This window comes from Listeria fleischmannii subsp. fleischmannii LU2006-1, from assembly GCF_000344175.1.
GTDB lineage: Bacteria > Bacillota > Bacilli > Lactobacillales > Listeriaceae > Listeria > Listeria fleischmannii.
Window position 1 is genome coordinate 1 of the sequence record NZ_ALWW01000011.1, and the last position, 13,686, is coordinate 13,686.

General features: G+C 37.4%; 10 protein-coding genes. 4 read left to right on the forward strand and 6 right to left on the reverse strand.

Annotation, left to right across the window (positions count from 1 at the left end):
- Nucleotides 1–25: 25 nt before the first annotated feature.
- Nucleotides 26–2,551, reverse strand: a complete 2,526-nt coding sequence (locus tag LFLEISCH_RS04845) for a GH36-type glycosyl hydrolase domain-containing protein (RefSeq protein ID WP_007473610.1) — start codon at nucleotides 2,549–2,551, stop codon at nucleotides 26–28.
- Nucleotides 2,548–4,704: a glycoside hydrolase family 3 N-terminal domain-containing protein gene (locus LFLEISCH_RS04850; protein ID WP_007473613.1), complete on the reverse strand. Its 2,157-nt coding sequence runs from the start codon at nucleotides 4,702–4,704 to the stop codon at nucleotides 2,548–2,550. Before LFLEISCH_RS04850 ends, LFLEISCH_RS04845 begins: the two co-directional genes overlap by 4 nt.
- Before the next feature lie 343 nt (nucleotides 4,705–5,047).
- Here LFLEISCH_RS04850 and LFLEISCH_RS04855 point away from each other — a divergent pair, with 343 nt between their 5' ends.
- The 4 genes from LFLEISCH_RS04855 to LFLEISCH_RS04870 all read left to right on the forward strand — a co-directional run bounded on the left by LFLEISCH_RS04855 (nucleotide 5,048) and on the right by LFLEISCH_RS04870 (nucleotide 8,716).
- Nucleotides 5,048–6,295 carry a sugar ABC transporter substrate-binding protein gene (locus LFLEISCH_RS04855; protein ID WP_007473615.1) on the forward strand — a complete coding sequence of 416 codons (1,248 nt, stop codon included), beginning with the start codon at nucleotides 5,048–5,050 and terminating at the stop codon, nucleotides 6,293–6,295.
- A 49-nt stretch (nucleotides 6,296–6,344) separates the two neighbouring features.
- Nucleotides 6,345–7,232, forward strand: coding sequence for a carbohydrate ABC transporter permease (locus LFLEISCH_RS04860; protein WP_007473617.1), 888 nt, complete (start codon nucleotides 6,345–6,347; stop codon nucleotides 7,230–7,232).
- Between the two features lie 17 nt (nucleotides 7,233–7,249).
- Complete coding sequence (locus LFLEISCH_RS04865) at nucleotides 7,250–8,080, forward strand: carbohydrate ABC transporter permease (protein WP_007473619.1); 831 nt, start codon at nucleotides 7,250–7,252, stop codon at nucleotides 8,078–8,080.
- A 171-nt stretch (nucleotides 8,081–8,251) separates the two neighbouring features.
- Nucleotides 8,252–8,716 carry a hypothetical protein gene (locus tag LFLEISCH_RS04870; protein ID WP_007473621.1) on the forward strand — a complete coding sequence of 155 codons (465 nt, stop codon included), beginning with the start codon at nucleotides 8,252–8,254 and terminating at the stop codon, nucleotides 8,714–8,716.
- A 408-nt stretch (nucleotides 8,717–9,124) separates the two neighbouring features.
- Here LFLEISCH_RS04870 and LFLEISCH_RS04875 read toward each other — a convergent pair whose 3' ends face one another.
- The 4 genes from LFLEISCH_RS04875 to LFLEISCH_RS04890 all read right to left on the reverse strand — a co-directional run bounded on the left by LFLEISCH_RS04875 (nucleotide 9,125) and on the right by LFLEISCH_RS04890 (nucleotide 13,677).
- Entirely contained in the window at nucleotides 9,125–9,805 is a 681-nt protein-coding gene (locus tag LFLEISCH_RS04875; RefSeq protein ID WP_143211942.1) for a HEAT repeat domain-containing protein, read from the reverse strand.
- A 681-nt stretch (nucleotides 9,806–10,486) separates the two neighbouring features.
- On the reverse strand, nucleotides 10,487–10,777 hold the full coding sequence (locus LFLEISCH_RS04880; protein ID WP_007473626.1) for a hypothetical protein: 291 nt from the start codon (nucleotides 10,775–10,777) through the stop codon (nucleotides 10,487–10,489).
- 372 nt (nucleotides 10,778–11,149) lie between these two features.
- On the reverse strand, nucleotides 11,150–11,449 hold the full coding sequence (locus tag LFLEISCH_RS04885; protein ID WP_007473628.1) for a hypothetical protein: 300 nt from the start codon (nucleotides 11,447–11,449) through the stop codon (nucleotides 11,150–11,152).
- Between the two features lie 758 nt (nucleotides 11,450–12,207).
- Nucleotides 12,208–13,677, reverse strand: coding sequence for a glutamate synthase subunit beta (locus tag LFLEISCH_RS04890; protein ID WP_007473630.1), 1,470 nt, complete (start codon nucleotides 13,675–13,677; stop codon nucleotides 12,208–12,210).
- Nucleotides 13,678–13,686: the final 9 nt, after the last annotated feature.

Genomic DNA, 13,686 nt, shown 5'->3' on the forward strand with positions numbered 1-13,686 from the left:
CCCGTCTGGATGAAGTAAATGCTCTTCAATAATATTGTAAATTTTTCTTACGCTGTTTATCACTTACAAGTTCAGCAATTACGCTTCTTGTAAGCGGAATAAGACGATAATCAATTTTGGTTTCTTTATCTTTTGGATGAATCATAAATTCTGCTGTGTGTTCATCTTTCATATAAATAAAACCAGGAATCACATCTGTATCTTGTAACATATACGTTTTAAAATCTTCTTGAATGGCGCTAGCAAGTATTTCGTACCTGGCTCCTTCTGGCATTTCTTTTCCAAGTGCGGTCATTACTTGATAGGTTAAAGCGACTGTCCAGCTGGATACCATTCGTTTTTTCAGCTCGTTATTAGCCGGTTGAAGTGTATCGTCCCAATCGCCATCGCCGTAATTGGAAAGTGACGTCCCTTTCATAAAGCGACTTTCAATAGTCGAAACCGCTTTTTCGATATGGGCTTTTAATGTTTCTTTTTGGTCTGTATAACTTTTCGTTGTCACCGAAATATACGGGATGCTTTCTTCCAAAATGCTTGTATCTCCTGAATAATGGAGGTAATCACCGACCATTTTAAGTGGCCATACGATAACATCGCCGTGACTTTCTTCTTGCTGAATATTTTCGTATTTATCAAACATGAACCACTGAGGCCAGTCGCCCGTTTCTTTGTATTGGTGAGAAAATACTTTTAAAATAAGGGAACGTAGCACGTCTTTATGACCAGTGGCAAGGAAAAATTCAAATGGTCCCTGAGACACATCTCGCGTTCCCCAAGCAGCACCACTTCCTTGCTCGAGCCCGTGCGGTGAGGCATAATGAATCAACATTTGATACGCATACCAGTAGGCCGTAATATTGTATTTTTCAGCAAAAGTGGAGTCATGAGCAAGCTTAAATTTCGAAAGTAGCGCTTCGTAAAATGCTTCTGTCGTCTCTTCTTTTTCTGCAAAAAATTCTCCGTCTAGTGTTGCTTGAATGTCCAAATGGGCTACTTCTTTTTGCGTGTAAATAAAGCAATCTAAGTCCGCTGTTCCTACTGCCGATTCCGCGATAAAACGCTCATCTGTGACTTCATCAAAATCACCAGAAACATGGTAGGCTAAATTGGGATAACGTGGATTATCTTTTGGTGTATAAAATAAAGTCCCATTTTTTTCAACTCGTGAAAATTCATTTTCATATTCATTTGGCCCCATGCTAATTTGATTTGTCATCACAAAATCATATTTTTTACCTTGTTCAGAATAAATGGCAACTGACACCATTTTACTGCCATTTGAAAGCTTCGTTTCAACAACTAGCGTATCATCCGCTAACACATAAATCCATTTAGCACGATTTGTCTGCATTTCAAACGCAGTTGGCATTGTAAGTAAATGGAGCTTCTCGTTTTCGCGTAAATAAATACGCAGACCACTTGTTTGTAACAAATTAAGCGCATTTCGTTGATGCGAGCTAAACTTATTCATATTCGTATTCCCAAGTGTCACATGTGAATGGAAAACGCCACTCATATAAACCGTTGCCGCAAGCGTATTTTCAGGATGAAGCAAGTCTACTTGGTCAAGTAAAATCGTACCGTGATGACGCTCCACCAGGCGTTCTTTCTCCTTTAGAACCACATGCGTTTTTTCTGGGGTAAAAAAGCTCAACGTTTGATCGTCCGACTTCTCTTCAAACTGGCGTGCCGCATAGTGTGCATTCAGCCAGTTTTGTGATGCCGCGTTTCCCCTTACTTCACTTGAAATTTGGTAACGGCGCACCGCCTTAACGCCCGCTTTAAAAGGCTTATGCGTCAGACCTTCAAAAATGGCGTTTAGTGTTTCAACCGACGTCGCAAAGTGTGTCGCCTCCACTTGATTACGCGTTAAAAAGCCATAAAAAACCGTTTTTTCTTGGCCATGTAAAAGGTCCGTTTGAAGCCCGACCATCGCCATTTCATATTGCCATTTTCGATTTTTAAGCCCTTCGCCAATTAATCCTTGTGGTGATTCCCCCAATTTAATCCCCGTACCATAAAAATCAAATCCATCCGTTACAAATCGTTTAATGGTACGAAAACCGCCTAGTTCAACAGCCGGAAATTGATTCCCACTTTGCGGCTGATTTTGCCGCGCTAAAACCACTTTTCCGCGTTCTGTATCAAGCACATTGTAGTCAATATACTGGGCCATATAAGCCTCATTCGTCCTAACCGCGCCGACATCCGCAAGCCCTAGATCCTGAACATAAATCAAATCATAACTCGTTTCAATATCCGTTTCACATTCATAAAACCAGCCTGACTCATGAATTCGAAAAGTAACCGTATACGTCCCGATAGGTAACGTTCCCTCATAACGAAAAGCCTCTTCATGATATGAAAATGTCGCCTCTTCGTTTAACAAAGGATAAAATGCCGCCTCCGTTCGCAAGAAAATTTGCCCTAAACGTGTTTCAAGCGGATTTTGCAACACTTGATTAACTAAAACCCCATCAAACAGAAGCGCATGCATGTGCCCCGTCTCAAAAAACTTTGCTTTTACTAAACCTTTTTCCGTCGTAATCATCTAACCACCCTAACCTCAAAACTTTTCACATCGCAACTACTCGTACCCACGAAAACATGGTGGATACCTTCTTCTTGCACAACTTTTAAATCCGGTAAATAAAATGAAAAATCTTTTTCGTTTAAAATAAATGAAAGTGTTGTCTTTTCGCCCGATTCTAAATACACTTTTTGAAACGCCTTCAATTCTTTTTGCGGCCTTGAAACACTTGCCGTGACATCAAAAAGGTACACTTGAACAACTTCACTGCCGGCGCATTCGCCCGTGTTTTGAACTGTCACATCAACCGTAAGGGATTCACCCACCGCTATTTCCTTTTTCATTTTGATGTCGGTTAAGGCAAAATGTGTGTAGCTTAAGCCAAAACCAAATGGAAATAACGGTTCATTAGGTATATCCAAATACTGCGACAAATATTTTTCACCCGCATTTTGTTCTGTTTTCGGGCGACCAGTACGTAACTCATTATAAAAAATCGGAATTTGCCCTGTTGTTTGAGGAATCGTCATGGAAAGTTTCCCCGAAGGATTGACTTTTCCAGTTAATAAATCAAAAATCGCATTTCCAGCTTCCGTTCCTGGGAAAAAGACATCTAAAACGGCTTCTGAATTTTGAACTAACTCCTTTATATCAAGCGGCCTACCGTTAAATAATACGGTGACAACAGATGAATTAGCGGCGGCAATTCGTTTGCAGAGTTCATATTGCGCCTCCGGTAATCGAATGGTGGCAAGGCTTGCCGCTTCACCGCTCCACTCACTTTTCTCACCTACACATAAAACGATGACATCTGCATCTTTAGCAGCATCTTCAGCGCGTTTGTAGTCCGCCTCAGAAATCGTTTCATAGTCGGTTGTGACAAATTTTGTTTCGCTAAACTTTCCGGAAAAAGCATCATAAATGGATACAGCGTCACTTTTTTCGCCATACACCACCCATCCGCCTAGTACATCTTTACTTTCTGCAAGCGGTCCGATAAACGCGACTTTTTGGTCTGTGGAAAGTGGTAAAATGTTTTGATTATTTTTGAGAAGCACGGCTGATTCAGTCGCTACTCGTCTTGCTGCTTGGCGATTTCTAGCGGATAATATGTCCCCGGTTCGCTCACTCACCTTTAACCCTCGATAAGGGTCTTCAAAAAGGCCTAAATCATTTTTTAAAACTAGCATCCGCATGACGGCTTCATCTACTAAGCTTTCTGCTACTTCTCCGCTTTCTACGAGCTCTTTTAAGCTTGTAATGTAGCATTCGGTCATCATTTCTAGGTCTACCCCAGCGAGAACGGCGCCTTTAGCGGCTTCTTTTGTATTAGCTGCTGTCCCATGATTAATCACTTCTTTTACAGCTCCCCAATCCGAAATGAGGACGCCTGAAAACCCTAGTTCTTTCCGTAAAACGTCACGATTTAGCCATTTGTTCATAGTGGCTGGAACGCCATCAAGTACATTAAAAGATGTCATCACCATTTTCGCTCCTGCTTCTAGTGCAGCCTCATAAGCAGGTAAATAATTTTGATAAAACTCGCGCATACTCATGTCCACTGTATGATATTCACGCCCACCCTGCGGTGCCCCATATGCCGCAAAATGTTTCACACAAGCAGCGAGTCGCGTATGATCTTCTAATAAATTTTCACCTTGATAGCCCTTAACCATTGCTGCACCTAAACGGCTGTTTAAATGAGGATCTTCTCCGGTCGATTCCATCACACGCCCCCAGCGAGGATCACGAACTAAATCGACCATCGGGGAAAATGTTACATGATGACCACTTGCTGATGCTTCAAGCGCTGATACTCGGGCCATTTCACCAACTATTTCTTCACTAAAGGATGCGCCTAGTGCTAGCGGAATCGGAAAAATAGTTTTATGCCCGTGAATAATATCTGCCATAAAGATAAGTGGGATTCCTAAACGATTTGTTTCCATATGTGCTTCTTGAATTTGCAACATATCTTTTTTAGAACTCGAACCTAAAACTGAACCCGCATTTTTAATAATTTCTTCTGTTAAATGAAGTTCCTCCATTGGGCCAGTAATTTCACCTTGCATTTCTGTTCCTTTGAAAAAAATAGGTGAAAGTTGCATCATCTGACTAATTTTTTCATCAAGCGTCATTTTTAAAAGTAAGTCTTCCAAATATTTTTTATCCATAACAGCCTCCTATAACAAATGGTAAATCGAAACGTTTCTATTCAAATATAACAACAGTATAAGCGCTTTCTTTTTTATAGTCAATCTTTTTTGTTGTTTCACATTCATTAATCCTCTATTTTTTTATTTTCTACTATTAAAATGGCAAAAAAAGTTTTTTAACAAATATAATAAGTTTTTATAAAAAAGTATTATATACAGCCGTTTTACAAGCTTTTTTTTATTTTTTTTAGAAAAAAACAGTTGAAACCGATTACATTTCATATTATAATAATCCCATCGAAACGTTTCTATAAAGTTATAAGTTTGTGAAAATGCGTCATAAAAAACGGAGGTAAAAATAATGAAGAAGAAAATGAGTATTGTTTTGTCTGTTTTAGTTTTATCCTTAAGTTTAGTTTTGGCAGCTTGTGGTTCTGGGAGCGGGAGTGACTCTAGCGACAAAGATACATTAACCGTTTGGGCAATGGGAGATGAAGCAAAATCACTAAAAGACCTAGCGAAAGATTTTACTAAAGAAAGTGGTATTGATGTAAAAGTTCAAGTTATTCCTTGGGCCAATGCACATGACAAGTTACTTACAGCTGTTGCATCAAAAAGCGGACCCGATGTTCTTCAAATGGGAACTACATGGATGCCTGAATTTGTAGAAGCTGGCGCTATCCAAGATATTTCGAAGGAAGTCAAAGCGAGTGACAACATGAATCCGGATAAATTTTTCCCAGGTTCAGTAAAAACAACCGAATTTGATGGCAAATACTACGGTGTTCCTTGGTATGCTGAAACACGCGTTTTATTCTATCGTACGGACTTACTTAAACAAGTAGGCTACAATGAGCCCCCTAAAACATGGGATGAGCTTTCTGACGCTGCGCTTAAACTTTCTAAACGCGGTAAAGATATGTACGGCCTCAATGTAGATGCTAATGAACAAACTTTAGGTTTTATGTTCGGACGCCAAAACGGCTCTGAATTAATTGCAGATGACAACACAAAACCTGTTTTTAATCAAAAAGAATTTGTAGACACCGTTAAATATTTAGATTCCTTTATTGAAAATGGCTCTGCACCTAAAACAGATTTAGGAATGGATGCGGCACAAACATTTGGCGGTGACGGAATTGTTCCAATGTTTATTAGTGGACCTTGGATGGTGAATACTGTCAAAACAACAATCCCTGATATTGAAGGAAAATGGGCTACTGCTGTTCTACCTAAAAAAGAAAATAATATTTCTAGCCTAGGTGGCGCAAACTTAACTGTCTTTAAATATTCTAAGAAACAAAAACAGGCTATTCAATTTATGGAATTTATGAGTAAACCAGAAGTTCAATTAAAATGGCTAAAAGATACAAATTCAATGCCAGCAAGTAAAGCAGCATGGGAAGATAAAACGCTTAAAGAAGATCAGTTCTATCAAGTATTTGGTGAACAAATGAAAGACGCTGAACCAATGCCACTTATTCCGCAATTTGAAGAAATTGCACAAACTTATTTGAAGAGCTGGGAACAAATTTATCGCGGCGGTGCCGATCCACAAAAACAAATGGATACGTTTAACCAACAAGTCGTCGATTTACTCAAGAAATAAAATACCGCGGGGCGCAGTCTGCCCCGTTTTTTCATAAGAAAGGAGCGCCATGAAACAGTTTTTAAATCGTCATACACCTTATTTTTTTATTTCGCCAGCGCTAATTTTACTTATTCTTTTTTCACTAATCCCGATTGTTGTGGCATTCGTTATTAGCTTCACTGATATTAATTTAACGGGTCTGGCAGATTTTTCAAAGATTAATTTTATTGGTTTTGAGAACTACGTGAATATTTTACAAGATCCAATTTTTATAAAATCAATTGGAAATACCCTTTTCTATGTGATTATCGGTGTTCCTCTTGTTATCGTTTGTTCTCTTGCCATTGCGATTATGATTAATTTTTCGCAAGCCAAGATTTTTCAATTTTTCCGTTTAATTTTCTATACGCCTTCTATTACAAACGTTGTAGCGGTAGCCGTCGTTTGGAGTTATTTATATAACCCGCAATTTGGTCTATTTAACTACTTACTATCACTCATCGATCTTCCTCCAGTTCCGTGGTTACAAGACCCTACGATTGCCAAAATATCACTTATTATTCTTGCTGTTTGGCGCGCCATTGGGGTGAATATGATTATCTTTTTAGCCGCACTTCAGGGCATTCCAAAAGAATATTACGAAGCAGCTCAACTAGATGGTGCAGGTAACTTCCAACAGCTATTTAAGATTACTGTGCCCCTTCTTAGTTTCGCTATTTTCTTTGTTAGTGTGACAACTTTAATTGGTTGGCTACAATTTTTCGAGGAACCATTTGTTATGACAAAAGGTGGGCCACTTGATAGCACAAACTCGGTTGCCTTATTTATCTATCAAAATGGTTTCCAATTTAGTAAATTTGGTTATGCAGCAGCAGGATCATTTATTTTATTTATTGCCATCATTATCGTCACCCTTCTGCAATTCCGTTTACAAAGAAAAAACAATACGATGTAATTTGAGAGGAGTAAAAAATGAATCCATATACTGAGAAATCACGCATGTCAAAACTAATTGTTATTCTTATTTTAACGATTGGCGGATTTTTTATGATTTTGCCGTTCATTTGGATGGTTCTCTCCTCCTTTAAAACGGATGCGGAAATTTTAAAAATTCCTCCAACAATTTGGCCAGAATCTTTTAACTGGGAAAATTTTAAGATGCTCTTTGTAGAAATGAACTTTAGTGTGTATTTAAAAAATACACTCGTCATCGTCCTTTTCTCGTTTGTCGGCCTCTTCTTTAATGCTATGGCAGGTTATGGCTTTGCTAAATTTAAGTTTAAAGGTAAAAACAAGCTCTTTTACCTAGTCCTAGCGACCATGATGATTCCCGGACAGGTCACAATGATTCCTGTATATTTAATTTTAAATGCGATGGGGTTAACGAACACCATGACAGGGATTATCCTCCCCGGTTTAGTCGGCGCCTTTGGAATTTTCTTATTCCGCCAATTTATGTCAACCATTTCCGATGACTTACTTGAAGCAGCACGACTAGACGGCGCAAGTGAGTTCTATATTTTTTGGCGGATCATTATTCCGATTTCACGTCCCGTTCTGGCTGTGCAAGGGATTTTAACCTTTATCGCTGGATGGAACTCATTCTTATGGCCCCTCATCATCGCGAATGATGAAAAATATTACACACTTTCAGTTGGGTTGCAACTACTGAAAGGTCAGTATAGTAGTAATTATGCTTTACAAATGGCTGGTTCAACCTTCATGGTTATACCTGTTATACTTATTTTCATGATGTTCCAAAAATATATTTTAAAAGGATTCAATGTATCAGGAATGAAATAATATCAATTTTAGGACTATAGTTTGTCGTCCATGTGACAAACTATAGTTTTTTTCTTTTTTTTGTACCTTTATTTAATTGACATAAAAAATAGGCTACGTTATGATGACTTCGTTAGATTGATATTTGATTCACAAATAATAAAAATCACTTCAAGAAGGGTTGCGAAAAGTATGAAATCTATTACATTACAGGATTTAAAAGACAAACTAATCGGACTTGAAATTGAACTATTTCCATTTTCAAGAGAAAAAGTGAGCCAAAGAAAAGCTGAATTAGGTGGCATGCCCAAACAACTGGAAGACTATTTTTTAACCATTGGTTGGTTTGATGAAATAAGTGATTCTGGGATGGGCTGTCATATGGATGATTTAGACGATATTAAAATCGAAACAGCTGACTATATTAAAAAGTTTTGGAAAGTTGTTCCAGAGTCTGCGAATGAAAAAGATGATTATTTGTTAATTGGACGTGAATCTGTCAGTGTCTGCGAATTTTTCATCAAAGTGAAGGACTTCGATATGGCGGACCCAACTGTTTACACAAATATGGAAGGCTATCCTTATCAAATCGATGAAGAATGCGATACGCTATCGAAGTTTTTTGATCTAATTGCTTTAAGCGCTGAAGAAGCGTAGGAAATTTCATTACCAAAAAAGCTAACCCACTTGGGTTAGCTCAGCTTGTAGAAAAACTCAAAGTTTAAGCAAAACAAAACGCTTCTCACCAAAATCAGACTGCTGACAAATGGTGAGATTCTAGGCAGGGCCGAGTACCGGAGCGGAGCGTACTCGAGTACGTGATGACTGAAAACAGGGAAGGCGTAGTTGGCCTGACCATGTGAGAAGTTATGCGAAGCGCACCGGAACGGATGCCCTAACAACGAAGATTGCCGTTTGTCAGCAGTCTGAAGCTAACCCACTTGGGTTAGCTTATATTAATGCATAAACGGATAAAATACCCTCAAAATATGATTATCCAAATAATTAATGCACTAGTTGAAACTTTTTTATACCAATTGCTCCTTCATTTTTTGTACATATATTTTATTTTATGTTGAACGTATTATTAAGATTATCAATTACGGAATTCGCTTTTTCAAAAACAGATATCGGTACACCAGGCTTTGAAGCTAAATTTTGAGTTGCCTCCAAAATAATAGGATAATTTTTTTTATCCGAAATAGCTTCTAGCATTAATAAGGCTCTGATTATGACTCTGTGATTGTAACTTTCCAATTGATGTAGTAATTTTTCTAAAAACTGCATCTCACCCTGAGTATAAATTGCATAATATAAACCTGTAAGCACAAGCTCACTTTTTTCTGTCTTAACTTTCTCAAAAAGAAAAGCAAGTATTTTAGAACTTTTCTTATCCGCTAAAGACTCGGCTGCAAAACAACGTATGAGCTCATCACGATCAGCCAATTTACATTTTAGTGCCTCAATCACTTCAATATCATCGTAATTATTCAGTATTTCAATGCAATCTATTTGTACAATAGTATCCGAATCTTGTAAGTGTTTTAAAGCGGCTGTTCTAACATCTTTTCCAGAAAAATGCCACAAATTTTCAAAAATAAAATGTCTCACCTCTGCATTCAAAGATTCTGAGTAATGTAGTAATGTAAACTTCAATTCATCATCCTTAGTACATGCCTCTAGTAATTCTTCGGCTTTAATTATTTCAAAGTCTTCCTTCGCGGTAATACTAAGTAAATCAGACAATTGAATTAGCTCGTGTTGCCTGAACATAACACGCCTTCTTTCTTTTTTTATGTTTTATTTATTAGTTTTTTTCCAAACATACGAAAATTGCTTGTTAGATGTTTGTCTCTATTTCAAATGTATGTGAATTTTCCATCACTAGTTTCTCTTAAGTGACGAGAATGCATATGTGCTTCCTTTATTATACCAGTTTAACCTCTTTTGTACGATTCTAATATACCTCTAGTATAGTTGCTTTAATGGTAAGTATCCTGGTTTTATTTCATCTACTAAAAAATCCAGAAATCATAAACTCTAGACTTTCATAAATTAAGTTATTAAATTCTCTTTCTGCTTTTAGAAGATACCAGATTATTAAAATGCTAAATCTTTCTTTCAAAATCATCATAACCGAGAAAATTTTTTTGACGTTCTAGTTTTCATAGCTTTAATTGATAGTTTTTAAAAAGAGTTTCTTATATTGAAGAAATTACAAGGCTTATGACAGCAATTATAACTGTAATAGTGTTAATTCAAAATCCACCGATAAATCTCCTTTCTCTTGTGTTTTCTATTTGGCGTCTAATAGTAATTCTCAAACACGACTATAAAAAGAGCCTTAGATCCATCTCCAAAGCTCTCGGTTCTAGTCAACTTTTAATATTCTCTAATTGCATTATAGAGGACTCAATTAAAAACTATTTAGTTTAGCATTTCCCATGTAATTTTCTTTGCATTATCTATAGGTTCATTTAAGTCTAATCGTTTTTCAAAATTATCATCCCATACAAAAAACTCACTAATACCATCATGTGGTGGATATAAAGAAAGATTTAAATCTTTAATTCTCTTAATATCTGGAGATTCTTTATCTAGTTCCACTAATAGTTGTTCAAGGCTCTTTAGTTGCGAACTATTTGTTGAATCCCCGTACTCTCTTACAGCATAATATAAAATTAAATATTGTTTTTTCAACTCTTCAAAATCTATCATTTCATTTCCTCCTATTTAAGTGGCTTTTCAGAAATAACCTCGACTCCTTTGATTTTCCAATCTTCTACATAAGCGGTTGCTCGCAGTGTGCCGCCAATTGCGCCTGAGTATTTGGTTCTATCCATGTAGTAGACCTTTTTGCGATGAGTAAGTCTTAGAAGTAGCTCTCGTGACTTTATTTAAGTGGAAATATTAGTATAGGTATATAAAAAGAAACGATAAAAGTAAATCGCTTCTTTTTATAATAATAAATTTTTATACAATAAGTACAACTAGCTTTTGTTAACTATTGACAACTTGATTAGGGAGTTACTGCTTATTAGTCAAGGCACTATCTTTAGATTCCTGTCGAGTGATAGAGTGCCTTTTCACTTAATTTTCAATGTAACTTTCAGCAATATCAATATCTTTGGTCATATCTAACTTAGGAAATTTTTTATCAAGTTTTCTTAAATAAGTAATAAATCTTTTGCTTTGAAATTGTTCAGATATATCTTCAAAAATTTCACTGATATAATATAAATAATCTTCATTACACTCATTAAGATAATCTATTGTTTCATCTTCATTTTGAATTAATAGTATCGTCATTTCATTCCAACACTTTGCTATTCCAAAATTATCATTTATATTTAAACCTTTTCTCTTTTTTAAAATTAACCTCCATTTCATTTTTTAAATCCATGTTTCTCCTCCTAATACTCTATGGCTGTTTTATTGTATCTGAGAATATAGCGGTTTTTAGGGCATGTTGGAAAGCACGGACTTCTTGGATGTCAATTCGGCTCATGAAGTTAGCTCCTTTCCTACAAGGTACCACCGTTGCCCTAACTTAATCAATTTAAATCTAGTTTCTTTAATGTAAAGTTCTGTCATCTTCATCCCCTCTTTGTTGTATATAATAAATAAAAAATCCTATTAGTCATGGATGCTTTTATTATATCACGAAATCGCTTTCTTCGTTTCAACAATCAAATTATTAAAAACAGAAAATTCTAATTATGGATGATAACCGTTTTTAAAAGAGGTCCAAACCATATTTCAGATTGAAATCACCCCTTTCATTCGTAATACCCATTCTTTAGTCAACATAAAAAATCCAAAAAGCATAATTTTTAGATTCGAACTTTATAAAATATTTAATAACTTTATCAAAAAAACTAACTCAGGTTAATTCAAACTTAAGAAAGCCCAATGGCTCTTTTGAATAGTAAATGGCTGGCTTATTACACGATGTTTCTCATACTGCATTTTCTATGGAGAAATAAATTTACCCCCACTTAATAACCTAACCTTAAAGAGTCTGGGACATAATTAAAAAAGAACCAAAAATCATGCGAAATCCATTTATCAAAATGGCTCTATTGCTTGATTTTGGTTCTTTTATTTTTTATTTATTTGCTTGAAACTTTCTTTTTGTCCCAGCCTCTTTAAGGTAAAAATGTTTCATCCATTAAATAAAAATCGACTTCTCTTGCCGCTTCTCTTCCTTCAGCGATTGCTGTTACAACGAGGCTTTGGCCGTATCTGGCATCACCGCAAGCGAATACGGCTTCTTCATTGGTGCGATAAAATCCTTTTGCCGCATCAATCGTATGGCGATTGGTTTTAGCAACGTTAAAGTTTGTAAAAATGTCGTCCGTAGCACCAGCAAAGCCGGCTGCAATTAGAACCATATCAGCTTCAAAGAAACGTTCCGTGCCAGGGATTTCTGTATATTTATGATTTTCAATATCATGATCAACTTGGATGGTATGCAGGCCAGTTAAACGCCCGTCTTGATCTTTTTCAAAAGCTACTGTGCTAATAAGATATTCACGTGGGTCAGCGCCCAAAACAGCTTCTGCTTCAACATGCGCATAGTCCATTTGGAAAATATGGGGGTATTCAGGCCAAGGATTTTGATTTGTCCGCAGTTCCGGAAGTTTTCCTCGGTGGCCGAATTGGTGGATGGAGCTTGCTCCTTGCCGAAGAGCTGTCGCAACACAATCCGCACCGGTGTCCCCACCGCCAATGATGACTACCTTTTTCCCCTTAGCGGATAAAGTTTGTTTGCCTTCATTTTCTAAATTATCTTTGATGCTCTGGGTTAAGTACGGGACTGCGAAATGAATACCTGTTGCATCCCGGCCTTCGATATTCACATCACGCGCTTTGCTTGCGCCGGTTGCGAGTACGATGGCATCGAAATCTTGTTTTAAATCGGCCATTTTAATGTCAACGCCGGCATTTACGCCTGTTACGAATTCTACACCTTCAGCGGCCATTAAATTGACTCGGCGCGTAACGGATTCTTTTTCTAATTTCATGGTAGGTATCCCGTACATGAGAAGGCCACCAATGCGGTCACTTTTTTCAAAAACGGTCACATAATGCCCTGCTTTATTTAACTGGTCCGCACATGCAAGACCTGCTGGGCCGGAACCGATAATGGCAATCCGTTTGCCTGTTCGTTTTAAAGGTGGTTCTGGTTTGATTAGACCAGAGCGAAATCCGTAATCAATGATTTCCTTTTCAATCGATTTAATTCCTACAGCTGGTTCTGAAATGGCTACTGTACACGCCCCTTCACATGGAGCTGGACAAACGCGCCCCGTAAACTCCGGAAAATTATTTGTTTTGAGTAATAATTGGAGCGCTTCTTCCCATTCTCCGCGATAAACTGCATCATTCCACTCTGGGATTAAATTGTTTAGCGGGCAACCAGAGACGCCATTTTTAATCTCCATCCCTACACTACAAAAAGGGACGCCGCAGTCCATACAACGTGCTGCTTGAATCGTCAAATCTTTTTCCGGAAGCGGTAAACTATATTCGTTCCAGTCGCGCGTCCGCTTTTTAGGGTCGCGAACGCGTGCCGGGATTCGGTCATATTCCATAAAACCTGTAGATTTTCCCATGATTCATCG

Excerpts from the sequence above, each read along its gene's own strand:
- LFLEISCH_RS04870 (WP_007473621.1), top strand. The coding sequence starts at position 8,252 with ATGAAATCTATTACATTACAGGATTTAAAAGACAAACTAATCGGACTT.
- LFLEISCH_RS04845 (WP_007473610.1), bottom strand. The coding sequence starts at position 2,551 with ATGATTACGACGGAAAAAGGTTTAGTAAAAGCAAAGTTTTTTGAGACG.
- LFLEISCH_RS04880 (WP_007473626.1), bottom strand. The coding sequence starts at position 10,777 with ATGATAGATTTTGAAGAGTTGAAAAAACAATATTTAATTTTATATTAT.
- LFLEISCH_RS04860 (WP_007473617.1), top strand. The coding sequence starts at position 6,345 with ATGAAACAGTTTTTAAATCGTCATACACCTTATTTTTTTATTTCGCCA.
- LFLEISCH_RS04850 (WP_007473613.1), bottom strand. The coding sequence starts at position 4,704 with ATGGATAAAAAATATTTGGAAGACTTACTTTTAAAAATGACGCTTGAT.
- LFLEISCH_RS04855 (WP_007473615.1), top strand. The coding sequence starts at position 5,048 with ATGAAGAAGAAAATGAGTATTGTTTTGTCTGTTTTAGTTTTATCCTTA.
- LFLEISCH_RS04865 (WP_007473619.1), top strand. The coding sequence starts at position 7,250 with ATGAATCCATATACTGAGAAATCACGCATGTCAAAACTAATTGTTATT.
- LFLEISCH_RS04885 (WP_007473628.1), bottom strand. The coding sequence starts at position 11,449 with ATGAAATGGAGGTTAATTTTAAAAAAGAGAAAAGGTTTAAATATAAAT.
- LFLEISCH_RS04890 (WP_007473630.1), bottom strand. The coding sequence starts at position 13,677 with ATGGGAAAATCTACAGGTTTTATGGAATATGACCGAATCCCGGCACGC.